At 64.7% G+C, this 22,148-nt stretch carries 20 protein-coding genes; 4 read left to right on the forward strand and 16 right to left on the reverse strand.

Annotated features, from left to right (window positions below):
- The first annotated feature begins 62 nt into the window (after positions 1 to 62).
- Positions 63 to 1,718 carry a chaperonin GroEL gene (groL, locus tag FIU28_RS21100; protein WP_143575086.1) on the forward strand — a complete coding sequence of 552 codons (1,656 nt, stop codon included), beginning with the start codon at positions 63 to 65 and terminating at the stop codon, positions 1,716 to 1,718.
- Between the two features lie 158 nt (positions 1,719 to 1,876).
- Entirely contained in the window at positions 1,877 to 3,097 is a 1,221-nt protein-coding gene (locus FIU28_RS21105) for a hypothetical protein (RefSeq protein ID WP_143575087.1), read from the forward strand.
- 99 nt (positions 3,098 to 3,196) lie between these two features.
- Here FIU28_RS21105 and FIU28_RS21110 read toward each other — a convergent pair whose 3' ends face one another.
- Together FIU28_RS21110 and FIU28_RS21115 are read right to left on the reverse strand one after the other, a co-directional pair.
- Positions 3,197 to 3,601 (reverse strand): META domain-containing protein, encoded by a 405-nt coding sequence (locus FIU28_RS21110; protein WP_441351246.1) that lies wholly within the window; start codon positions 3,599 to 3,601, stop codon positions 3,197 to 3,199.
- Between the two features lie 304 nt (positions 3,602 to 3,905).
- The gene (locus FIU28_RS21115; protein ID WP_143575088.1) at positions 3,906 to 5,573 is read right to left on the reverse strand and encodes an L-lactate permease; all 1,668 of its coding nucleotides are present in this window, start codon (positions 5,571 to 5,573) and stop codon (positions 3,906 to 3,908) included.
- A gap of 287 nt (positions 5,574 to 5,860) precedes the next feature.
- On the opposite strand from FIU28_RS21115, the gene FIU28_RS21120 reads away from it, so the two are divergent.
- Positions 5,861 to 7,600, forward strand: a complete 1,740-nt coding sequence (locus tag FIU28_RS21120; protein WP_143575089.1) for an ABC transporter ATP-binding protein/permease — start codon at positions 5,861 to 5,863, stop codon at positions 7,598 to 7,600.
- 206 nt (positions 7,601 to 7,806) lie between these two features.
- On the opposite strand, the gene FIU28_RS21125 is transcribed toward FIU28_RS21120, so the two are convergent.
- From FIU28_RS21125 to FIU28_RS21155, 6 genes are all read right to left on the reverse strand, one after another.
- Entirely contained in the window at positions 7,807 to 8,316 is a 510-nt protein-coding gene (locus tag FIU28_RS21125) for an HPP family protein (protein ID WP_143575090.1), read from the reverse strand.
- A 105-nt stretch (positions 8,317 to 8,421) separates the two neighbouring features.
- The gene (locus FIU28_RS21130; RefSeq protein ID WP_143575091.1) at positions 8,422 to 9,405 is read right to left on the reverse strand and encodes a TorF family putative porin; all 984 of its coding nucleotides are present in this window, start codon (positions 9,403 to 9,405) and stop codon (positions 8,422 to 8,424) included.
- Between the two features lie 448 nt (positions 9,406 to 9,853).
- Positions 9,854 to 10,624, reverse strand: coding sequence for a hypothetical protein (locus FIU28_RS26720; RefSeq protein ID WP_210245431.1), 771 nt, complete (start codon positions 10,622 to 10,624; stop codon positions 9,854 to 9,856).
- A gap of 74 nt (positions 10,625 to 10,698) precedes the next feature.
- Positions 10,699 to 12,027 (reverse strand): glycolate oxidase subunit GlcF, encoded by a 1,329-nt coding sequence (gene glcF / locus FIU28_RS21145; protein ID WP_143575093.1) that lies wholly within the window; start codon positions 12,025 to 12,027, stop codon positions 10,699 to 10,701.
- Positions 12,024 to 13,262: an FAD-binding protein gene (locus tag FIU28_RS21150; protein ID WP_143575094.1), complete on the reverse strand. Its 1,239-nt coding sequence runs from the start codon at positions 13,260 to 13,262 to the stop codon at positions 12,024 to 12,026. Before FIU28_RS21150 ends, glcF begins: the two co-directional genes overlap by 4 nt.
- A 250-nt stretch (positions 13,263 to 13,512) precedes the next feature.
- Positions 13,513 to 15,006 carry an FAD-linked oxidase C-terminal domain-containing protein gene (locus tag FIU28_RS21155; protein WP_143575095.1) on the reverse strand — a complete coding sequence of 498 codons (1,494 nt, stop codon included), beginning with the start codon at positions 15,004 to 15,006 and terminating at the stop codon, positions 13,513 to 13,515.
- Positions 15,007 to 15,204: 198 nt separating this feature from the next.
- Between FIU28_RS21155 and cycA the strand changes: the two genes are divergently transcribed.
- Positions 15,205 to 15,603 (forward strand): cytochrome c-550 CycA, encoded by a 399-nt coding sequence (cycA, locus tag FIU28_RS21160; RefSeq protein ID WP_143575096.1) that lies wholly within the window; start codon positions 15,205 to 15,207, stop codon positions 15,601 to 15,603.
- Between the two features lie 178 nt (positions 15,604 to 15,781).
- Here cycA and FIU28_RS21165 read toward each other — a convergent pair whose 3' ends face one another.
- The 8 genes from FIU28_RS21165 to napE form a co-directional block, all read right to left on the reverse strand.
- On the reverse strand, positions 15,782 to 16,456 hold the full coding sequence (locus tag FIU28_RS21165) for a TetR/AcrR family transcriptional regulator (RefSeq protein WP_143575097.1): 675 nt from the start codon (positions 16,454 to 16,456) through the stop codon (positions 15,782 to 15,784).
- A gap of 155 nt (positions 16,457 to 16,611) precedes the next feature.
- Entirely contained in the window at positions 16,612 to 16,929 is a 318-nt protein-coding gene (locus tag FIU28_RS21170) for an AzlD family protein (protein WP_143575098.1), read from the reverse strand.
- A complete protein-coding gene (locus FIU28_RS21175) occupies positions 16,926 to 17,672 on the reverse strand; it encodes an AzlC family ABC transporter permease (protein WP_143575099.1) in 747 nt (248 codons plus the stop codon). Before FIU28_RS21175 ends, FIU28_RS21170 begins: the two co-directional genes overlap by 4 nt.
- A 100-nt stretch (positions 17,673 to 17,772) precedes the next feature.
- Positions 17,773 to 18,405, reverse strand: coding sequence for a NapC/NirT family cytochrome c (locus FIU28_RS21180; protein WP_143575100.1), 633 nt, complete (start codon positions 18,403 to 18,405; stop codon positions 17,773 to 17,775).
- Positions 18,402 to 18,905: a nitrate reductase cytochrome c-type subunit gene (locus FIU28_RS21185; protein WP_441351247.1), complete on the reverse strand. Its 504-nt coding sequence runs from the start codon at positions 18,903 to 18,905 to the stop codon at positions 18,402 to 18,404. Before FIU28_RS21185 ends, FIU28_RS21180 begins: the two co-directional genes overlap by 4 nt.
- Positions 18,869 to 21,382, reverse strand: coding sequence for a nitrate reductase catalytic subunit NapA (napA, locus tag FIU28_RS21190; RefSeq protein ID WP_143575102.1), 2,514 nt, complete (start codon positions 21,380 to 21,382; stop codon positions 18,869 to 18,871). The genes FIU28_RS21185 and napA overlap by 37 nt, the downstream gene beginning before the upstream one ends.
- An 18-nt stretch (positions 21,383 to 21,400) precedes the next feature.
- On the reverse strand, positions 21,401 to 21,721 hold the full coding sequence (locus FIU28_RS21195) for a chaperone NapD (protein ID WP_143575103.1): 321 nt from the start codon (positions 21,719 to 21,721) through the stop codon (positions 21,401 to 21,403).
- 24 nt (positions 21,722 to 21,745) lie between these two features.
- Positions 21,746 to 21,928 carry a periplasmic nitrate reductase, NapE protein gene (napE, locus tag FIU28_RS21200; protein ID WP_143575104.1) on the reverse strand — a complete coding sequence of 61 codons (183 nt, stop codon included), beginning with the start codon at positions 21,926 to 21,928 and terminating at the stop codon, positions 21,746 to 21,748.
- Positions 21,929 to 22,148 lie beyond the last annotated feature (220 nt).

Raw genomic sequence — 22,148 nt, forward strand, 5'->3', positions numbered from 1 at the left:
TTTCCCTGACCTCGCAATGACGGCCGAAAGCGATGCCCTCATCTCAAACCATAGGAGCCAACATGGCCGCCAAGGACGTTAAATTTTCCGGAGACGCGCGCGATCGCATGCTGCGCGGCGTCGACATTCTCGCCAATGCCGTCAAGGTCACGCTCGGTCCCAAGGGCCGCAATGTCGTGATCGAAAAGAGCTTCGGCGCGCCCCGCATCACCAAGGACGGCGTCACCGTCGCCAAGGAAATCGAGCTTGAGGACAAGTTCGAGAACATGGGCGCGCAGATGCTGCGCGAGGTCGCTTCCAAGACCAACGACACCGCCGGCGACGGCACCACCACCGCCACCGTGCTGGCCCAGGCCATCGTGCGTGAGGGCGCCAAGTCGGTCGCTGCCGGCATGAACCCGATGGACCTCAAGCGCGGCATCGACATCGCGGTCGCCGCCGTGATCAAGGACATCACCAAGCGCGCCAAGCCGGTCGCCTCGACCGCCGAAGTCGCCCAGGTCGGCACCATCTCCGCCAATGGCGACGCCGCGATCGGCAAGATGATCGCCCAGGCGATGCAGAAGGTTGGCAATGAAGGCGTTATCACCGTCGAAGAGAACAAGTCGCTCGAGACCGAAGTCGACATCGTCGAAGGCATGAAGTTCGACCGCGGCTATCTGTCGCCCTACTTCGTGACCAACCCCGAGAAGATGACCGCCGAGCTCGAGGACGTCTACGTCCTGTTGTACGAGAAGAAGGTGACGGGCCTGCAAACCATGCTGCCGGTGCTCGAGGCCGTGGTGCAGTCGGGCAAGCCGCTCCTGATCATCGCCGAGGACGTCGAAGGCGAGGCGCTGGCCACGCTGGTCGTTAACCGCCTGCGCGGCGGCCTCAAGGTTGCCGCCGTCAAGGCGCCGGGCTTCGGCGATCGCCGCAAGGCGATGCTGGAAGATCTGGCGATACTGACCGGCGGGCAATTGATCTCGGAAGAGCTCGGCATGAAGCTGGAAAGCACCACGCTGGCCATGCTCGGCCGCGCCAAGAAGGTGGTGATCGACAAGGAAAACACCACCATCGTGGGCGGCGCCGGCAAGAAGCCCGCGATCGAATCCCGGGTCAACCAGATAAAGGCGCAGATCGAGGAAACCACCTCGGACTACGACCGCGAGAAGCTGCAGGAGCGGCTCGCCAAGCTCGCCGGCGGCGTCGCGGTGATCCGCGTCGGTGGCGCCACCGAGATCGAAGTGAAAGAGAAGAAGGACCGCGTCGATGACGCGCTCAACGCGACGCGGGCGGCCGTGCAGGAAGGCATCGTGCCGGGCGGCGGCGTGGCGCTGCTGCGCGCCAAGAAGGCGGTGGGCCGTCTCACCAGCGAGAACTCCGACGTCCAGGCCGGCATCAACATCGTGCTGAAGGCGCTGGAAGCCCCGATCCGCCAGATCGCCGAGAATGCCGGCGTGGAAGGCTCGATCGTGGTCGGCAGGATCATGGAGAACAAGTCCGAGACGTTCGGCTTCGACGCCCAGACCGAAGAATATGTCGACATGGTCGCCAAGGGCATCATCGATCCCGCCAAGGTGGTTCGCACCGCCCTACAGGACGCGGCCTCCGTGGCCGGCCTGCTGGTGACGACCGAAGCCATGGTCGCCGAACTGCCGCGCGAAGCAGCCCCGGCGATGCCCGGCGGCGGCGGCGGCATGGGGGGCATGGGCGGAATGGGAGGCATGGGCTTCTGAGCCCAGTCTTTGCACCAGCCACGACCGATCGAAGGCCGCCTCCGGGCGGCCTTCTTTTTGGGTATCGTGGGTTTGATCTTTCGCCGATGGCGCGGTTCTGATTCAATCCGCGCGCCCGGCAGGTTGGAACCAGCTCTAAGTCTCCCAAGGAATATGAAATGCGCGCGCTTCGTGTTTGCCTAATCGCTGCTGCCGCCACCGCTTGCGTAGCGACGCTGCAGGTCGCTTCCGCCCAGATGATGAAAGCGCCGGCCGCCCCCGCCGCGAAGGGCACGGCCTCCAGCGAGACGCGCTACTTCACCTCGATCGACGGGCTGATGGACGGCAATGCCGACGTGGTGCTGCGCGAAACACGGCAGGGCAAGAATGTCACCGCCGCCACGCTCGACGTCTGCTATCCCGCGGAAAAGGGCTCCGAGCGCCGCGACCGCTTCGTCGCCGATCTCACGGTCAATGGCAACGCCCTGACCGGCGCGACGCAGAGCCAGATCGACAAGTTGCCGGTGACCGTCAAATTGACGCGGCGGCCGACCGGCGACAGCTTCGAGTTCAAGGGCCAGATCACGGTCGGCCAGACCACGACCAGCGTGACATCGACCGACAATTCCGACCAGAGCGAGAAGGAATTCCGCGACAACCAGACCGCCGACGACAACATCATGGCCGCGCCGAAGGATTTCACCGAAGTGTCGCCGGAGGCCGTGGCGGTGAAGATCAAGATCGAGGCGGCGCTGGATTTCGTCCGCACGCTGCGCGGCCAGCAGGTCGAGCTATCGCTGGCGAGCCTCAACGTGTCGTGCGACGCGCTGCGCGCCGGCGAGCAGGTGATCAACCTCAATATCGACCCGGAACGCGCGGCGGCCTTCATCGCCAGGGCGAAGGCCTATCCGGGCGTGGTCAACGCCGGCTGGACCAGCGGCAGCGTCGACATGGAGCGCACCGTGCGCTTCAACGCCGCCGAGTGGCGCGACGGCGACAAGATCGCTCGCGACAAGGTCGCCGCGACGTTGTCCGGCGTGCTGGCGAAGTCGCTGTCGGCCAAACCCGCCGGCGTGAAATGGGACGACGAGACGGGCCGCGTCAAGCTCAGCTTCAAACGCCCGAGCCAGGTGGTACCGGCGCTCGAGCTCACCGAGACGGTGGAAGTCGGCGCGATCGTCTCGCCCGACAAGCCCGGCACGTCGGACAAGCTGATCCTGTGGATCAGCGCGCCATCGGTCGCAACCACCGACGAGGCGTCCGGCGCGAAACTCAATCTCGCCGACACCGCCAACACCGACGAGGAAAGCGATCCCCGCGACGACAACGGAGCGGTGGCGGCACTCGCCGCGGAATTCAAGGCGCAGCGGTGGGATTCGGACAAGTCGGTGTGGAAGTAAGGTTCGGTTCGTAAGAGCTTTCGGCCCGGACGCTGGTTTTCCCCTCTCCCGCCAGCGGCGCTGCGCGGCGCCGTGGGAGAGGGGAAGAAAGAGCGTCGCTCAGTTCGTATTCAGCAAAAACTTCAGCGGCTTCGGGCCAATGAAAGTTATCGCTTCGCCTTGGCGTTTCCAGTTGGTCGCTGCCGCCAGATTCGCCAGCAACTCGTCGTCGAGCTGCGCGCGCGCCGGCGGGCAGTTGCGCTCCTCCATCGCGCCGGCGACGAAAACCACGGTGTCGCCAGCCACCGAAAACTGACCCTTGCCGCCTTTGCACCACAGCTCGATGCGGGTCTCGCCGGCGTCGCCGATTTCAAGGTTGGGCCGTCGCTTCGAGCCCGGCTGCGGCGCGGCGTCGAGCGTCATCTCCAGGCCGAACGGAAATTCCGGGGCGGCGTGCAGGGGAAGGCTCGATAGCAGGGCCGCGCCGACCACGCCGGCACGCAACAGGTTGATCGCTGACATCATCGGGACTCTCGAAAGTGGAAACGGCAATGCGGCAAAGATGCGCCGTCGGAGACTACCGGGTCACGTATAAATCGGGCGCCACCATGACGCGCTGCCTTCCCTCTCCCCTTGTGGGAGAGGGTGGACGCGCAAAGCGCGGCCGGGTGAGGGGTAACCACAAACGCCGTCACCCAGTACCCCCTCATCCGTCACGGACTTCGTCCGTGCCACCTTCTCCCACAAGGGGCGAAGGAAGACCGAGTGCCGCCTCTTGTGCGGCAGTTTTTTTCGCGGTGGGCACGCTTCGCTTTGCCCACCCTACGCTTTACGGCTTCAGCACCATTTCCGTGAACGGATAGACATAGGCCTGCAGCATGACGAAGCAGCCGACCATGCAGGCCAGCACGATCGAGTGCCAGAACACGAAGCGCAGGATGGTGCCCTCATGCCCGAACCAGCCGGTCGCGGTGGAGGCCACCACGATCGACTGCGCGTCGATCATCTTGCCCATCACGCCGCCGGAGGAATTCGCCGCACTCATCAGGATCGGCGACAGGCCGAGCTGCTCCGACGTGATCTTCTGCAGGTTGCCGAACAGAACGTTGGACGCGGTATCCGATCCGGTCAGCGCCACGCCGAGCCAGCCCAGCAAGGTGCCGAAGAACGGGTACAGCACGCCGGTCGCGGCAAAGGCGAGGCCGAGCGTCGCGTCGACGCCGGACAGCCTTGTCAGCGTGCCGATCGCCAGCATCGCCGAGATCGTGATCAGCGAATAGGCGCATAGCTTTATGGTGCGGCCGTATTCCGCGATCATCCTGGCCGGCGTGAAGCCCATGACAAAGCCGGAGATGATGGCGGCGAGCAGCATGCCGGAACCGGTGAACGAGACATAGGTGAAGGCGAACACCGCGCCCTCGGGCGTGGGCTTGGGCGCCACCGGCGGCACCTTGTTGATCATGTTGTGCAGCTCGGGCACCGGATAGTTCCAGGTGAAGATCGGGTTGACGATGCCCTTGAACCAGTTGGTGCCCCAGATCAGCAGGATCGCGCACAGGATGATCCACGGCGTCAGCGCGCGCCACACCTCTGCCCTGGTCAGCGGATCGGTATTGAACGGCTTGACCGGCGGCACGGTGGAGGCGGAGTCGTCCTTGGTGCGCAGCGCCGCCGAGGTCCAGATCCGCTTCGGCTGCCAGACTTTCAGGAACAGGATCAGCGTCGCCATCGAGATCAGCGACGCGCCGATGTCGACGATCCACGGGTTGATGTAGTTCGAGATCAGGAACTGCGGAATCGCGAAGGACAGGGCGGTGACGAGGATTGCCGGCCAGACTTCCTTCATGCCCTTCCAGCCGGCAAAGGCCCACACCACCCAGAACGGCACGATCATCGAGAACACCGGCAACTGCCGGCCGACCATCGCGCCGAGGATGAACGGGTCGAAGCCGGTGACCGTGGCCAGGCCCTGGATCGGCGTGCCCAGCGCGCCATAGGCGACCGGCGCGGTGTTGGCGATCAGCGACAGGCCGGAGGCGGCGAGCGGCGAGAAGCCGAGCCCGATCAGGATGGCGCCGGTAACGGCCACCGGCGTACCGAAGCCCGACGCGCCTTCGAAAAACGCGCCGAACGAGAATGCAATCAGCAGTATCTGCAGGCGGCGGTCATTGGTGACGCCGCCGATCGCACGCTGCAGGATCTCGAAGCGGCCTGAGTCGACCGTGAGGCGATACATGAAGATGACGTTGAGCACGATCCAGCCGATCGGGAAGAAGCCGGTGACCACGCCGAGCAGCGAGGCGCGCACCGACATGTTGGCGGGCATCGTGAAGGCGTAGATCGCGACGAGATTCGCCAGCACCAGCGCAATGATCGCGGCGACATGCGCCTTGACCTTGTTGGTCGCGATTAGCACCAACAGCACGACCACCGGAATGGCGGCGACGATGGTCGACAGCGTACCGCTGTTGAATGGATTGTAGACCTGATTCCACATGGCGCTTCTCCCCACACTCGTTACGTCGCCCGGACCCGCGTGGTGGATCAGGACCTGTTAATGCTTTGGCGGGAGTGGCGTGCCGATGCCGATCGAGATGAGCTGCCTGTTGCAGCTCATCGTCAGGTCAGTCGGGAAAGGCCCCCGCCCCTCACCGTTGAAGCCATGCTAGGTTGATCGCCAATTCGCGACAAGACGCCGCACGCCATCGAATCAGCAACTTTAGTCTACACATCGAAAATCCCTGCTCTATCCGGGACTTGTGGCCCTCCCTCGGAGACTTTCCTGTGAACAACATGCGCTCCACGCTCGCGACCGTCTGGCGGATCGCGGTTCCCTATTTTCGCTCCGAGGACAAATGGATGGCGCGCGGCCTGCTCGCCGCGGTGATTGCCATCGAGCTGATGGTGGTCGGGCTCAACGTCTTGTTCAACCGCTGGAACAACGTGTTCTACAATGCGCTGCAGGAGCGCAACCTCGACGTCTTCACCTATCAGCTCGGCTACTTCTCGGTGCTCGCCGCAATCTGGATCGCGCTGAAAGTGTACCAGCTCTATCTGAATCAGTGGCTGCAGATTCGCTGGCGGCGCTGGCTCACCGAGCGCTATCTCGGCGGCTGGCTGGCGCATGGCAATCACTATCGCATGCAGTTGCAGGGCGACGCCGCCGATAACCCCGACCAGCGCATCGCCGAAGACACCCAATTGTTCGTGGATCGTACGTTGTCGCTCGGCGTCGGGCTGCTGAGTTCCGTGGTGACGCTGGCGTCTTTCGTCGTCATCCTGTGGGGCCTGTCGGATGCCGCCCCGTTGCATCTGTTCGGGCAGGACATCGCGATCCCCGGCTATCTGGTGTGGGCCGCGCTGATCTATGCGGTGATCGGCACCGTGCTGACACATCTGATCGGCGCGCCGCTGATGGGGCTGAACTTCAAGCAGCAGCAGTATGAAGCGGATTTCCGCTTCAACCTGGTGCGGGCCCGTGAGAACGCCGAACAGATCGCGCTGCTGCACGGCGAGAACGTCGAGCGCCTCAGGCTGTCGACGCGCTTTTCGCGCGTCGCCGGAAACTGGCTGGCTATCATGAGCCGCACCAAGAAGCTCACCGCCTTCACGGCGAGCTACGCGCAGGCTGCCGTGATCTTTCCCTACATCATGGTGGCGCCGGCCTACTTCGCACGCAAGATGGAACTCGGCGGCATGATGCAGACGGCCTCGGCCTTCGGCAGCGTGCAGGATGCGCTGTCGTTCTTCATCACCGCCTACCGCACGCTGGCGGAATGGCAGGCCGGCGTGGCCCGTCTGGACGGCTTCGAGCAGGCCATCACCGGCGCCGAAGCGCTGAACAGCACCGCCGATATCGTTCACGTCGCGCCGGCCGACAACGGGGCGATCGACCTCAACGAGCTCGCAATCAACCTGCCGAACGGCGCGCCGCTGATAGCAGCTGACGGTTTCCAGTTCCGCAGCGGCGAAAGCACGCTGTTCACCGGGCCATCGGGCGCCGGCAAGTCGACGCTGTTCCGCGCCATCGCCGGGATCTGGCCGTTCGGCCGCGGCCGCATCGCGATCCCGGCGCAGGCGACGCTGATGATGCTGCCGCAGCGGCCGTATTTTCCGGTCGGCACCTTGCAGGACGCCATCGCCTACCCGGCCGAGACCAGCGCATTCACGCCGGAGCGAATCGCCGACGCCATCACGGCGGTCGGCCTGCCGGCGCTGGTATCGCGGCTGGACGAGGAAGCGCACTGGAACCGAATGTTGTCACTCGGCGAGCAGCAACGGCTCGGCGTCGCGCGGGCGCTGCTGCACGCGCCGCAATATCTGTTCCTCGATGAGGCCACCGCCTCGCTCGACGAGCCGTCGGAAGCGAAACTATATCAGTTGATCGCGGAAAGACTGCCGGCCACCACGCTGATCTCGATCGGGCACCGCAGCACGCTGCAGGCGTTCCACCAGCGCAACGTCACGCTCAGCAAGGCGGCGGCGGGCTACACGCTGGCGGAGGGCGTGGCGAAGCCGCTGTGAGAAACCCGATGTCATCCCGGCCCAGTGAACGCAGCGAACGCCGCGCCGGGACCCATACCCTCCGAGCTCGTGGCTTGCGCACCGCAACCGCCACAGCTTGCAGACGATGGGACAGAGTCTATGGGTCCCGGGATCGGCGCTCGCGTTGCGAGCTTGCCCGGGACGACATGGAGAGCCAACTAACAGCAAGCTCCACTATTGAGACACTACATCCACTCCCGCGGCCATGATCGTTGCGCCACCCAGCGGTGCCAGACCAGCGCGAAGACCGTCAGCAACAGCGCTCCGAGCAGCACCGGCACGATCAGGTATGACCACGGCAGCGCGTAAGACACGACCAGCAGCGGATTGATTCCCGCCGGCGGATGAAACGTGCCGGAGAGGTACATCGCCAGCACGGCCAGCCCGACCGCCATCGCGGCTGCCCAGGCGTGCGGCCCGGTCGCCTGCAGCACGACGAGCCCCACCAGCGCGGAGATCATATGGCCGCCGATCAGCGCCCGCGGCTGCGCCGGCTCGGCTTCCGGCGATCCGATCACCAGCACGATGGAAGTGGCAAAAGGAATGATCACCAGCGGCGTGTGAGCGGCGGTCGAGAAGGCTTCCATGCCCCCGATGGCGATCGCGGCGCCGAGGCCGGCAACCGTGCCGGCCAGCGCGTTGCGGTGGTTGTTGCGGCGGATCGCCGTGGCGGCGGCGCGCCAGTCCCATCTCATGCAAGATCACCGAAAATCCATCACGACATTCTGCGCCGCAGCCTGCGCCGCAACGATAAAGGGGCGGCAGATCGCTCTGCCGCCCCTTTATGATGCGCGAAATGCTTACTTGAGGTTGGTCATCGCGGTCAGGTCAGCCGACAGCTTGACGATGCCGGTAGCACCGCACCAGCTCGAGCCAGCGCCCGACGGATTGATCGGGGTGAAGTTGGTGCCGGCGGCAGGAGCCGAGAAGTCCGACGTGAAGGCGTTGCAGTCACCCTTCGACAGGTTGGTGTCGGAGTAGCGCAGGTCCAGCGTGAAGACCTTGTACGTGAAGCCGATGCCGATGTTCCAAGTGTTGTAGTCGGCGTACTTGATACCGCGCGGGAACGCAACGGTGCCGTAGAAGGCGTCCGAAGTGCCGAGCCACTGGCGACCGAACTCGCCCGAAACGTAGGAGCCGATGCCCGAGGTGCCGAACCAGGTCGACGGCGCGATCACCTTACCGACCACCGACGCATAGGTGCCCTCGGCACCCGTGTTCAGGAAGTTCGGCGAGTAGAAGGCATTGCCGCCGAGCGAGAAGTTGTCGTTGAAGGTGTAGTTAACCTTGGCATAGCCTTCATAGAAGCTAGCGTTCTTCTTGGCGACGCTGCCGTTCGGCAGCGCGACCGCGGTCACATCGCCGCCGCAGAACGCCGGGGTGTTGAAGCACTGGCCGCCCGGGTAGCCGTAGTAGAAGAAGCCGAAGTCGAACGCCGCGGCTCCCCAGGTCGGGCGGATACCGAAGTAGCCGTCGAGCTCCATCGAGGCGCGGTTCGGGAAAGAGATGCTCTCGCCGGAGACACCGGCGTACAGCTGGACGTCCTTCGTGATGTTGTAGCGCGGCTCGAAGTAGGCTGCGACCGAGCCCTTGTTGCCATTCGACTGGGTGATGCCGCGGAACACGTAGTTGCTCATGACCGCAGCGCCGAAGGCGATGTCCCAGGGATCATAGGCCACGATCGGCGGCGCCTTCTTGTACATCTTGGCGGCCATATCGGCGGCCGAGGCGGAGTTCACACCCACGGCCAGCAGCGCTGCAACCGAAACGATTACTTTCTTCATGACATTCCCCATTTGAACCAAAGCAGTTTCGTGTCTGAAAGACGCGGCACTGCGAACTCCTGAACCTGACGCAACTCTGGGGCGCATTGCGTCGATGGAGAAGTTAAAAAAACGAGCATTTGCCGCCTTATTGGGCGTTCTGACGATTCCGTAAGAGGTTGTTCAGGGGTGTTGCTTAATCGTCACAAATTCCGAGATGCCTTAAAGAGAATACCGCAATAGGGAAATATCGGAAGACTAAACCCAGGGGGGCCGAGGCACCGTCGCGGTCAGGAGTACCCTGGCGAAGAAAGCCTGGACGCCATAAGGCGAATCGTTCGCCGGTCCCACCGGCGGTACGGCTGCCCTCCCCCGCCGAGCATCGGCTGCGCCCGTAATCCCCGAAATATAGAAGGCCGCAACGGACACGTTGCGGCCTTCGGTTCGTCAACACGTTCTGACGGGCGATCTACTTGGTGTCGTTGCGATCAACCAGATCCGCCGCATCGTCCGACGATTCGATCGGCGTGGTATCGCCGCTGGAATGGCCTTCTACGGGGGTGGGATCGGGCTCGGGCGCGGACCAGTCCGGCGCGTCGGCTTGTTCGGACGGCAATTCCGGGGCGGTCAGCGCGACTGGTTCCGGCTTCGGCTTGCGCGGGGCGCGGGCCTTCTTGGGCGGCTTCGGCGGCAGCGACACCGGCGGCAACGGCTCGGCCGGCGCAATCGGCGCCGTGCTGGTCATCAACTCGTCCGGCACGCTGATCGACGGCGACACCGCCTTCTTGGCGCGGGGCTTCTTCACCGCTGTCTTGGGAGATGTCTTGGGAGATGCCTTGGCAGATGTCTTGGCAGATGTCTTGGGAGCCGCCTTTTTTACCGCGACCTTCTTCGGCGCAGCCTTTTTCGCTCCAGATTTCTTGGGCGCAGATTTCTTGGGCGCAGATTTCTTCGGGGCCGCCTTGGCTGCCTTCTTGGCCGGGGCCTTCTTCGCCGTCTTCTTCACCGCTTTCTTCGCCGTCTTCTTGGCAGCTTTGGGGGTGGCCTTCTTAGCAGCCTTCTTCGGCGCTTTCTTCACGGCCTTCTTGGCAGCTTTCTTGGCGGACTTTTCGGCGGCCTTCTTCGGCGCCTTCTTTGCGGGCTTCTTGGAGGCCTTCTTCGCGGCCTTTGCCGCTAGCAGAAGCTTCTTCTTGTTTTTCTTGTCCTTCTTGTCCTTTTTGGATTTCTTGTCTTTCGCCATGTGGTCCTCCTGTTGGGGCGCCGACCGGGAGCGATCCAGCGTCTCGTCGTGTGCCGGCGCGCGACCGCGTTCGCTCAGTTCAATCCGGGCCCTATCAAACCTGGTCTTGGACCGCCAGTCGCCCAATCCAGCAGCTCGATCGTGTGCACGACCGGCACGCCGGTGCCGCCGGCGATCTGAACCATGCAGCCGATGTTGCCGGCGGCGATCAGGTCGGGCTTGAGCATCGCGATGTTGGCCACCTTGCGGTCACGCAATCGGCTCGCGATGTCAGGCTGGAGAATGTTGTACGTGCCCGCCGACCCGCAACATAAATGGCCTTCCGGTATATCTTTCACCACGAATCCGCTCTTGGAAAGCAATTCTTTGGGAGCCTGCGTGATTTTCTGCCCGTGCTGCAGCGAGCACGCCGAATGATAGGCCACGACGAGATCACTGCGGGTCTGCGGCGCAGGGAGGTTCATCTCGCTGACATATTCGCTGATATCCTTGGCGAGGGCCGACACCTTGGCTGCGGGACCGGCGAATTCGGGGTCCTCACGCAGCAGATATCCGTAGTCCTTGATCACCGTTCCACAGCCCGACGCCGTCACGAGGATCGCATCCAGCCCGCCGCGATCGGCCTCGCCCAGCCAGACACCGATATTGGCCCGCGCCATCGCCAGCGCCGCGTCGTCGCGCCCGAGATGATGGGTCAGCGCCCCGCAGCATTGCTCGTCCCGCACCAGCACCACCTCGATGCCGTGCCGCGTCAGCAGGCGGATGGCGGCCTGGTTGATGCGCGGCGCCAGCACCTGCTGGGCGCAGCCCTGCAGCAACGCCACGCGCCCGCGGCGCGTGCCCATGGCGGGATAGACGTTGCCGCCCTGCAGGACCGGCGCCGGCAGCGATGACGGCGCGATCTGCAGGATCGCCCGCAGCCGGCTCAGCAGGTTCGGATTGGCCTGGTTGTGCGTCGAGGGCAGCAGCGCCGCCAGCGGCCGGGCGAGCCGCGCCATCACCATGCTGGCCCGAAACAGTTTTGGCCGCGGCAGGATCATGGCCATCACGGATCGCAGTGCGCGTTCCGTGAATGGCCGCGTGTAATCCCGTTCGATCCGGACCCGCGCCTGATCGACCAGATGCATGTAGTTCACGCCGGACGGGCACGTCGTCATGCAGGACAGGCAGGACAGGCAGCGATCGATATGCTTGACCACCTCTCTGGTCGGCGGTTTGTCCTTCTCCAGCATCTCCTTGATCAGGTAGATGCGACCGCGCGGGCTGTCCAACTCGTCGCCGAGCAACACATAGGTCGGGCACGTCGCGGTGCAAAAGCCGCAATGTACGCAGGCGCGCAGGATCTTGTCGGCTTCGGCAAGATCGGGATTGGCAAGTTGCGTGAGCGTGAAGTCGGTTTTCATGCAAGAGGTCCGCGCGACATCCGGCCGCGATTGAGAATCGTTCTGGGATCGAAACTGTTCCGCACCCGCTCGCCCAGCGCCGCGAGGCCGGCGGCCTGCGGGTGAAACACATCGACAGCGAGACGCACCGCTTCCGCGGCGCGGATAAGCGTCGCGTGGCCGCCCGCGGCATCGACGAGCTTGCGCAAGGGCACGGCCTGCGCGTCGTCCGAGGGCGGCAGCGCGGCCCAGATCAGCCCGCCGCCCCAGTCGTAGAACACCTCGCCCTGTGACGCCCGGGCGATCGCCTGACCGAGCTGGCCGCCCGCGGCCGGCGGACAGACGATCCGCCACACCGGCCACATCGCCCGCGGCCCGTCGGCAGCGAACGGCACGGCATCGCGAATGCCGGCCCACAGCGCCGCCGACGCTGTGTCCTCGACGATCTCCGCCGTGCCATAGGCCGACAATGCCTCGGCCAGCGAGGCGGCGCGATGTTTCGCCGATACTGTGATGCCCTCGAGCCGCAGCAGCGTGACCGACTGGTCGGGAGCGGCCAGTTCGCCGAGTGGTGCTGGCGTGGTGCGCAGCACCGAACCGGGCAGATGCGCCGCGCCGGACACGTCGAACGGCGAGCCCAGCGCGGCGGTCATCGCCCGGTTGCCTTGGAGGTCGTCGAGCCCGCGCAGCACGAGCGTGCGTTCGCTTTCCGCCGACGGCATCACTTTCAGCGTGACCTCGGTCATGACCGCCAGCGTGCCCCACGAGCCCGCCAGCAGCTTGCACAGATCGTAGCCGGTGACGTTCTTCACCACCTTGCCGCCGGCCTTGAAGCTGTCGCCGAAGCCGGACACCGCATACGCGCCGAGCAAATGGTCGCGCGCGCCGCCGGCCTGGATCCGCCGCGGCCCGGCAAGCCCGGCCGCGATCATGCCGCCGATTGTGCCGACATCCGCCGTGCCGAGCAGTCTTGAAGTGTTCATCGGCTCGAACGACAATTGCTGGTTCTTACTGTCGATCAGCGACAGCACATCGGCCATCGGCGCGCCGGCCTGCACGGTGAGAATCAGTTCGTTGGGCTCATAGGCGGTGATGGCGTTGAGCGCAGAGAGATCGAGTCGCGCATTGGTAGCGACGGGCCGCCCGATGCCGCGCTTGCTGCCATGGCCGACAATCTCCAGCGGCTGCTCGCCGGCAATCGCCGCGCGCACCGCGGTCTCGACGTCCTGGGCGTCGCGTACTTTCAGAATGTCCACGGTGTGATCTTCTTATTAGTTGAAAGCGAAATGCCGATAGCATCCCTCCCCCTTGCGGGGACGGCCGGCCGAACGGACGGCGATGCATAGCATCGTCGGGAGGGGAGGCCGGGGTGGGGGTGCCACAGGCGCCGTCGCCCGCGGCTACCCCCCTCCCCGACCCTCCCCCGCCTAGCGAAGCTTCGCTTCGCACGGGGGGGAGGGAGCACTGCGGCTGGCGCATCTCCGCTTTCCACTACAATACACATCCTCAAAACCGCGGCAATTCCGGAAACGCCAGCTGGCCGGCATGCACATGCATGCGACCGAGCTCGGCGCAGCGATGCAGCGTCGGAAACACCTTGCCGGGATTCAGCAGCCCCTGCGCATCGAACGCGCATTTGATGCGCTGCTGCTGGTTGAGGTCGATCTCGCTGAACATCTCCGGCATCAGGTCGCGCTTCTCGATGCCGACGCCGTGCTCGCCGGTCAGCACGCCGCCGACCTCGACGCACAATCGCAAGATGTCGGAACCGAAATCCTCGGCGCGCTGCAACTCGCCAGGCTTGTTGGCATCATACAATATCAACGGATGCAGATTGCCGTCGCCGGCGTGAAACACGTTGGCGACGCCGAGGCCGTATTTGACGGACAGCTCCTTCATGCGGCGCAAGACCAGAGGCAATGCCGCGCGCGGGATAGTGCCGTCCATGCACAGATAGTCCGGCGAAATCCGGCCGACCGCCGGAAACGCCGCCTTGCGGCCGGACCAGAACAACAGCCGCTGCTGCTCGGAAGTCGAAATCTGGCAGGTGGTCGAGCCGCAGCCCAGCGCGATCGCCTCGACGCGCGTGATCAGTTCATCGACCTCGACGCCCGGCCCGTCCAACTCTATGATCAGGAGTGCCTCGACATCGAGCGGATAGCCGGCATGGACGAAGGCTTCGGCGGCGTGGATCGCCGGCCGGTCCATCATCTCCATGCCGCCAGGAATGATGCCGGCCGTGATGATATCGGCGACGCACCGGCCCGCCTCCTCCACTTCGGCAAAGCCGATCATCAGCGCGCGCGCCGTCTCCGGCTTTTGCAGGATACGAACCGTGACTTCGGTGATGACGCCAAGCAGCCCTTCGGAGCCCGTGATGATACCGAGCAGATCATAGCCCGACGGCTCCGCCGCCTTGCCGCCAACCTTGATGATCTCGCCGTTCATCAGCACGATCTCGCAGCCGAGCAGATTATTGGTGGTCATGCCGTATTTCAGGCAGTGCACGCCGCCGGAATTCTCCGCGACATTGCCGCCGATCGAGCAGGCGATCTGCGACGACGGATCCGGCGCGTAATAAAAACCGGCATGCGCCACGGCCTGGCTGAGCGCGAGGTTGGTGACGCCGGGTTCGGTGATCACCGCGCGGTTGTCGAGATCGATCTCGCGGATCCGCTTGAACTTGCCTAGGCCAAGGAGCACCGCGTCGGCCAGCGGCAGCGCGCCGCCGCTCAATGAGGTGCCGGAGCCGCGCGGCACCACCTTGATGCCATGGTCGAAGCAGTAGCGCAGTACTTTGGAAACCTGCTCGGTGGTGTCAGGCAGCACCACCACCATCGGCGGCTGGCGATAGGCCATCAGCCCGTCGGACTCATAGGGCAGCATCTCGGCGGCGCTGGAGATCACGCCCTCGCCCGGAACAATCTTGCGCAGTGCAGCAACGATCGTCTCGCGGCGCGCCAGCACCGCCTGATCCGCCGCGGGCATCATTATCGTCATGTCGTCACTCCCGCGAGAGCCATCCGTGTCGCTGGCGGCCCTGATTGTGCTGAATCAAAGCATGTCTGGAGCGCTTTGGGTAGCGCACGAAAGCATGGCGGCATCGGCCCCGGTTCCCGTGATTATCGGCCTTGTGCCCGATGCGGGCTGCATGCGACAAGCGCCGCTCGGGACAGCCAACAGACAGAAGAGCCATCCATGAAGAACATCCTCCGTGCTTTGATCATCGGCGCCGCGACCGCCGCCGCAGCCTCCTCCGCTTTGGCGCAGGACGTCGCCGCCGGCAAGTCTTCCTTCAACAAGTGCCTGGCCTGCCATGCGATCGGCGAAGGGGCCAAGAACAAGGTCGGTCCGGAACTGAACGGCCTCGACGGCCGCAAGTCGGGCACCGTCGAGGGCTATTCCTACTCGGCCGCCAACAAGGATTCCGGCATCACCTGGAACGAGGCGCAGTTCAAGGAATACATCAAGGATCCCAAGGCCAAGATCCCCGGAACCAAGATGGCGTTCGCCGGCATCAAGAAGGAAACTGAGATCAACGACCTCTGGGCATTCCTCGCGCAGTACGACAAGGACGGCAAGGTAAAGGCGCAGTAGTCGCGACAACTACACGCCGGCCGTCGTGTTCTGTCCCCTCCCCCCTTGTGGGGGAGGGTGGCGCGAAGCGCCGGGAGAGGGGGAGCCACAGGGGACGTCGCTTGTGGCACCCCTCCCCGACCCTCCCCCGCAAGGGGGGAGGGAGCACTTCTGACTTCGCCTAGAATTTGAGAAGTACTTAAGCCCCTGCCGCCATGCGCGTCGGCAGCACGGCTTGCACGACCAGGCCTCTGGCGCGGGCGTCCATCACGCCGACGGCGCGCAGCGCCAGCAGCGTCACGGTCTGCACCGCATCGCGCAATTTGGCCTGATCGTCGAGATTGTCCGGGGCCATCGGCCCGACCAGGGCTTCATGCAACGCACCGAGCAAGGCGGCTGCGGCCAGCGCCGTATCCTGCGCCGGCAGATGGCCGGCGCGGATCGCCGCGGCAATGCGCAGTTCGATCTCGCCGGCGATCTCGCGGCGGCTGGCGAGGCGCGATTCGGTGACATCGACCTCGACCGGCTCGGCCAGAATCCCCCACGACAATTTGCGGTGCGACACTACATGCACGGCGACGGTGGTTACCGCCGCGGCCAGCGCCGAAGATGGCCCCGGTGCGGCATCGGCGGCACGGCGGATCGCCGCGAGTTCGTCGCGCGAGACGTCGGCAATCAGTTCGGAGATCAGGTCGGCCTTGGACGGAAAATAGCGATACACCGTGCCGGCCGCGACATTGGCGCGGATCGCCACCGGGGCGATCTGCACCGCGGCCATGCCGCCATCGGCGCAGGTGTCGCGCGCTGCCGCCAGAATGGCGCTGCGCCGCGCTGCCAAGCGTTTCACCACCTGGGTCGTCCGCCGATAAACCATGCGCGTTTCTTCCCCCGGACGCCCCCGGCCCGGCCACAGGGCCCGGGCGAGAAGGTGCACGGCTTCAAGGTTTTACGTGAGATTGCAGGCCCTCACAGATAAGAACTGAACACTAGTTCAGAGATTTTGACAAGTCGTTTCGCGCAACGCCCTCGTCAGCCGCCGAAGCCGGCCGCCCGCGCCAGCGCAGCCACCGCCATACCGGTGATCACGGCGATGAAATCGTTGCGCCGGATGATGGTCACGGCCATCGCGGCGAGGATGGCGAACATCACCACCGCCCCGCCATTGACCGCCACCGGGAGTGCTGCGGCGACGATGATCGAGCCCGGCAGCGCGTCCAGCATGCGGCGCACCCGCGGCGTGACGTTGACATAGCCCATCAGCCAGTAGCCGCCGAGCCGGGACGCCACCGTCACCGCGGTCATGACGGCAAACGCTATCATCACGTCGCTGCGCAAAAACTCGCTCATGGGGCCGCCCCCGCGTGAGGATGCGGCATCGGCTCCTCCATCAGCCCGGCGGTAATAGCGCCCGACACGGCGCCGGCGATGATGAACCACCAGCCCGGCAGCACATAATGCACCGCCAGCGCGACCACGCCGGACACCGCCCAGGGGATCGCGCGCCGCGCCCCCTTCCAGGCCGGCACCAGCATCGCCGCATAGAACGCCGGCATTACCAGGTCGACGCCGTATTTGCGGGGATCGGTGAGCTGTTCCGCGAGCAGGAAACCGGGGATCGCCGAGAACAGCCAGACGAAGTACAGCACGATGCCGCCGCCGACATAGAAGGCGGCATCGGCGCCGCCATGGTCGCGGTAGCGCATCGCGGCCAGCCAGCCGCCGTCGGTGACCAGCAGCATTGAAGGATAGGCCTGCCATGCCGGCAACGTGCCGAACCACGGCCGCAGCGTCGCGCTCATCAGCATGAAGCGGACATTGACGGTGAAGGTGAGCAGCGCCAGCGTCGCGATCGAGGACGGCGTCAGCCGGTCAGGCCACGACTGCACCGCAACAAACTGCGACAGCCCGCCATAGACCGTGGCCATCATCACCTCGACCTCTACAAGCGAAAAATGCTTCTGGGCGCACAGTGCGCCAAAGGCCATGCCGAACGCCAGCGTGCCTGGCAGCATCGGGCCGATCGCGACGATGCCCGGCACGATCGCCGCCGTTGACCAGTAGGCTGGAGCCTTGGTGATTCCCGTATGCATGGTCGATCCGCCTTTGCCCGCATGGGTGCGGTCTGGCGGCGGCGCGGTCAAGATGCCCCGGACTCATGCGGCCATGCGCGGGCGCTTTATCGCCCCCGGCCTACTGCCAGCCGGGAACGCCCTTCATGTCCGGCAGATGATGCGCAATGCCCTTGTGGCAATCGATGCAGGTCTTCTCGCCGGTGAACAGGAAGCGCTGATGCGCCACCGAGGCGCGCGGCGACTGCTTGGTGATATCCATCGAGGCGGCGCTATGGCAGTTGCGGCATTCCAGCGAGTCATTGGCCTTGAAGCGCGCCCATTCGTGCAGCGCCAGTTCGAGCCGGTGTTCGTTGAACTTGTCCGACGTGTCGATGGTACCGAACAATTTGGCCCAGACTTCCTTGGAGGCCTGCATCTTGCGCGCGATCTTGTCAGTCCAGTTATGCGGCACGTGGCAATCCGGACAGCTCGCGCGCACGCCAGATCGGTTGGAAAAATGCACCGTCGGCTTCAGTTCGGCGAACACGTTGTCGCGCATCTCGTGGCAGCCGGTGCAGAATTTCTCGGTGTTGGTGATTTCCAGCGCGGTATTGAAGCCGCCCCAGAACACCACGCCGGCGATGAAGCCGGCGAGCACCAGCACGCCGAGCCCGAATACCGAGCTAGGTCGCCGCAGCACGTCCCACAATTCGACAATGAAGCCCCATGCCCGCGCCCGCCGGGAGCGGCGCGGCGGTACGATGTCAGTCATCGCTTGCCTCCGGGCGAGGCGTGGTTCAACAGCGAATCGATGTCGCGGAATTCATTGACCACCGGCGGCTTCGCGGTGCTCTGCGGCACGTGGCATTCGGCACAGAAGAAACGGCGCGGCGAGACCGAGGCCAGAAACTGCCCGTCGCGATCCATGAAGTGGGTGATGCTGACCATCGGCGCCTGCGACTCGCCGGTGCGGGCACGGGCGTGGCACGACAGGCACTTGTTGCCATTGAGATCGATCTGGTAGCCCTCGGTGGTATGCGGGATCACCGGCGGCTGTTCGGGATAGGCGCGCACTTCCCTTTCCGCAGAGTTTCGCAGCGGCAGCAATGGCGGCGCGGGGCCCTCCTGATCGAGCGGCGTGGCGCCGCGCAGCCCGGAATTGACGGTTTGCGCGACCAGCGAGGTCGAGGCGGCGGCGAGCAGGATCGCCAGCGCCAGCAGGACAGGTTTTCCGATCATGTGCTTTGCACCTTCTCGATGCGAACGGCGCATTTCTTGTAGTCGGTCTGCAGCGAGATCGGATCGGTGGCGTCCAGCGTCACCTTGTTGATCAACTGCGCCTCGTCGAACCACGGCACGAACACGACGCCGCGTGGCGGCTTGTTGCGGCCGCGCGTCTCGACCCGCGTGCGGATGAAGCCACGCCGCGACTGCACCTTGATCTCGTCGCCGCGCCGCAGCTTGGCGGCCAGCGCGTCGTCGGGATGCATGAAGCAGACGGCTTCGGGGAACGCCTTGTAGAGTTCGGGCACGCGGCGCGTCATGGTGCCGGAATGCCAATGTTCGAGCACGCGGCCGGTCGACAGCCAGAACGGATAGTCGGCGTCGGGCGATTCCGCCGGCGGCTCGTAGGGCAGCGCGAAGATGCGCGCGCGACCGTCAGGAAAGCCATAGAACTCGACGCCCTTGCCCTGCTTCACGTAAGGGTCGCGCCCCTCGCGGAAGCGCCAGAGCGTTTCCTGGCCATTGACCACCGGCCAGCGCAGCCCGCGCACCTGGTGATAGGTGTCGAACGGCGCAAGATCATGTCCGTGGCCGCGGCCAAAGCTCGCATATTCCTCGAACAGGCCCTTGTGAACGTAGAAGCCGAACGCCTTGGATTCGTCGTTCTGGTAGCCGGCCTCGATATCGGACAGCGGAAACGCATCGACCTGGCCGTTTTTGTACAGCACGTCGAACATGGTCTTGCCGCGATATTCCGGCTTCTTAGCCAGCAGCTCCTCCGGCCAGACTTCCTCGATCTTGAAGCGCTTGGAGAATTCCATCAGCTGCCACAGATCGGATTTCGACTCGCCCGGCGCCGACACCAGCTGGTGCCAGAAATGCGTACGCCGTTCGGCATTGCCATAGGCGCCCTCCTTCTCCACCCACATCGCTGTCGGCAGGATCAGGTCGGCAGCCAGCGCCGTCACCGAGGGATAGGCGTCGGAGACGACGATGAAATTGTCCGGATTGCGGTAGCCGAGATACGTCTCCTCGTTGCTATTGGCGCCGGCCTGCAGATTGTTGTTGACCTGCACCCAGTAGGCGTTGAGCAAACCGTCCTTCAGCATGCGGTTCTGCAGCACCGCGTGATAGCCCGGCTTGTCGGGAATGGTGCCTTCCGGCAACTTCCAGATCTGCTCGGTCTTGTCGCGATGCGCCTTGTTGGTCACCACCATGTCGGCGGGCAGCCGGTGCGAGAAGGTGCCGACCTCGCGCGCGGTGCCGCAGGCCGAGGGCTGGCCGGTCAGCGAGAACGGGCTGTTGCCGGGCTCGGAGATCTTTCCGGTCAACAGATGGATGTTGTAGATCAGATTATTGCACCAGACGCCGCGGGTGTGCTGGTTGAAGCCCATGGTCCAGAACGACACCACCTTGACCTTGGGATCGGCATAGAGCTCGGCCATCGCCTGCAGCCGGGTCAGCGGCACGCCGGTCATTTCGGCGGCCTTCTCCAGCGTGAAGTCGGAGACGAACTTGACGTAGTCGTCATAGCTCATGTCGGTGGCGTCGCCCGCCTTGGCGCGGCCGGTGGCCTTCTTCTCCAGCGGATGCTCGGGCCGCAGGCCGTAGCCGATGTCGGTCTGGCCGCGCTTGAACAACGTGTGGCGATCGACGAAGTCCTTGTTCACGCGCCCCGTCGTGACAATATAGTTGGCGATCGCGTTGAGCAGATACAGGTCGGTGTGCGGCTTGAACACCATGCCGATGTCGGCGAGATCGAACGAGCGATGTTCGAAGGTCGACAGCACCGCGACCTTGACATGCGGCGCGCTTAGCCGGCGATCGGCGACGCGGGTCCACAGGATCGGGTGCATCTCCGCCATGTTGGAGCCCCACAGCACGAAGGCATCGGCGGCCTCGATATCGTCGTAGCAGCCCATCGGCTCGTCGATGCCGAAGGTCCGCATGAAGCCGACCGCGGCGGAAGCCATGCAGTGCCGTGCGTTGGGGTCGATGTTGTTGGTGCGGAAGCCGGCCTTCATCAGCTTGACGGCGGCATAGCCCTCCCACACCGTCCACTGGCCGGAGCCGAACATGCCGACCCCGCTCGGGCCGCGCTTCTTCAGCGCCGCCTTGAACTTCTCGGCCATGACGTCGAAGGCTTCATCCCACGACACCGGCGTGAACTCGCCGTTCTTGTCATATTTGCCGGCCGTCTTGCGCAGCATCGGATGCGTCAGCCGGTCCTGGCCGTACATGACCTTGGAAAGGAAGTAGCCCTTGACGCAGTTGAGGCCGCGATTGACCTCCGACTTGATATCGCCGTGGGTGGCGACTACGCGATTTTCCTTGGTCGCCACCATGACGCTGCAGCCGGTGCCGCAGAAACGACATGGCGCCTTGTCCCATTTCAACTCGCTTTCGCTGCGCACCGTGGTGAGGTTGGCGGCGAGCGCCGGCACGGACATGCCGCCGGCCAGCGCGGCCATCGCGGCGGCCTCCAGCTTCAGGACCTGGCGTCGGTCGAGGTTCGGTGTGGTCATGATATCTTCTCCAACGCCTCAGGCGGCGCCGATGGCGTGAAACACGAGCGAGGCCGAGTAGATGTCGGGCAGCGCCGTGATGGTGTTGAGGGTCGATCCGATCGCGCCGGCGTCCGGCACGTCGATGACCACCACCAGCTTGCCCTTGGGGTCTCGGCCGTGAATCTCGCAGCCGGGCAGCGCGAGGATTGCCGCCTCGACCGCGGCGAGATTTTCCGGCCGGGCCTGTACCAGGATGCTGGCGATTTCGCCACCGGGCGGCGTGACGACGCGGTTCGGGTTGAGAAGTTGTCCCCTTATCAGGGAGCGGCGATCGATATCGGTCTGCTGCTTGCGCACGGGCTTGTTCCCTTGTTGTTGACGCTAATGCGCGGCTGGCGGACCGGGCGGTCCGGAGATCATCTGGTAGATCCAGACCGAAAGCCCGTAGCTGCCGACGGTAGCCACCGCGAGCGCCGGCATCAGCACCACGGTGAGAAACAAGAACGCAAAGACTTCCATGCGCCGGCGGCGCACGTGTCCCGTGTCGCGGCCTGTGGCGGACATGAGGGGGATCTCGTATATGAAGATGGGGGATTTGCCGGCTTCAGGGCCGGCGCCTGCCTGAAATATAGGCCGATGCACAGCCACCTTGCTTGATCCACATCAAACATGAGCCAGCAACAGGCAACGCACGAGGAACCCCCGCCGCCGTCCGCCATTTGTTGACCTCGCGTTTCCTCGCGCTGCAACAACCGCGGCGAGGCGCGGTCGGGAATTCTTCCCG

This window comes from Tardiphaga sp. vice154 (genome assembly GCF_007018645.1).
In the GTDB taxonomy this organism is placed as follows: Bacteria; Pseudomonadota; Alphaproteobacteria; order Rhizobiales; family Xanthobacteraceae; genus Tardiphaga.

Excerpts from the sequence above, each read along its gene's own strand:
- napA (WP_143575102.1), bottom strand. The coding sequence starts at position 21,382 with ATGACCACACCGAACCTCGACCGACGCCAGGTCCTGAAGCTGGAGGCC.
- FIU28_RS21110 (WP_441351246.1), bottom strand. The coding sequence starts at position 3,601 with ATGATGTCAGCGATCAACCTGTTGCGTGCCGGCGTGGTCGGCGCGGCC.
- FIU28_RS21180 (WP_143575100.1), bottom strand. The coding sequence starts at position 18,405 with ATGACTGACATCGTACCGCCGCGCCGCTCCCGGCGGGCGCGGGCATGG.
- FIU28_RS21105 (WP_143575087.1), top strand. The coding sequence starts at position 1,877 with ATGCGCGCGCTTCGTGTTTGCCTAATCGCTGCTGCCGCCACCGCTTGC.
- FIU28_RS21175 (WP_143575099.1), bottom strand. The coding sequence starts at position 17,672 with ATGCATACGGGAATCACCAAGGCTCCAGCCTACTGGTCAACGGCGGCG.
- FIU28_RS21155 (WP_143575095.1), bottom strand. The coding sequence starts at position 15,006 with ATGACGATAATGATGCCCGCGGCGGATCAGGCGGTGCTGGCGCGCCGC.
- FIU28_RS21170 (WP_143575098.1), bottom strand. The coding sequence starts at position 16,929 with ATGAGCGAGTTTTTGCGCAGCGACGTGATGATAGCGTTTGCCGTCATG.
- napE (WP_143575104.1), bottom strand. The coding sequence starts at position 21,928 with ATGTCCGCCACAGGCCGCGACACGGGACACGTGCGCCGCCGGCGCATG.
- FIU28_RS21125 (WP_143575090.1), bottom strand. The coding sequence starts at position 8,316 with ATGAGATGGGACTGGCGCGCCGCCGCCACGGCGATCCGCCGCAACAAC.
- FIU28_RS26720 (WP_210245431.1), bottom strand. The coding sequence starts at position 10,624 with ATGGCGAAAGACAAGAAATCCAAAAAGGACAAGAAGGACAAGAAAAAC.
- FIU28_RS21165 (WP_143575097.1), bottom strand. The coding sequence starts at position 16,456 with ATGGTTTATCGGCGGACGACCCAGGTGGTGAAACGCTTGGCAGCGCGG.
- glcF (WP_143575093.1), bottom strand. The coding sequence starts at position 12,027 with ATGAAAACCGACTTCACGCTCACGCAACTTGCCAATCCCGATCTTGCC.
- FIU28_RS21185 (WP_441351247.1), bottom strand. The coding sequence starts at position 18,905 with ATGCGCCGTTCGCATCGAGAAGGTGCAAAGCACATGATCGGAAAACCT.
- cycA (WP_143575096.1), top strand. The coding sequence starts at position 15,205 with ATGAAGAACATCCTCCGTGCTTTGATCATCGGCGCCGCGACCGCCGCC.
- FIU28_RS21115 (WP_143575088.1), bottom strand. The coding sequence starts at position 5,573 with ATGTGGAATCAGGTCTACAATCCATTCAACAGCGGTACGCTGTCGACC.
- FIU28_RS21130 (WP_143575091.1), bottom strand. The coding sequence starts at position 9,405 with ATGAAGAAAGTAATCGTTTCGGTTGCAGCGCTGCTGGCCGTGGGTGTG.
- groL (WP_143575086.1), top strand. The coding sequence starts at position 63 with ATGGCCGCCAAGGACGTTAAATTTTCCGGAGACGCGCGCGATCGCATG.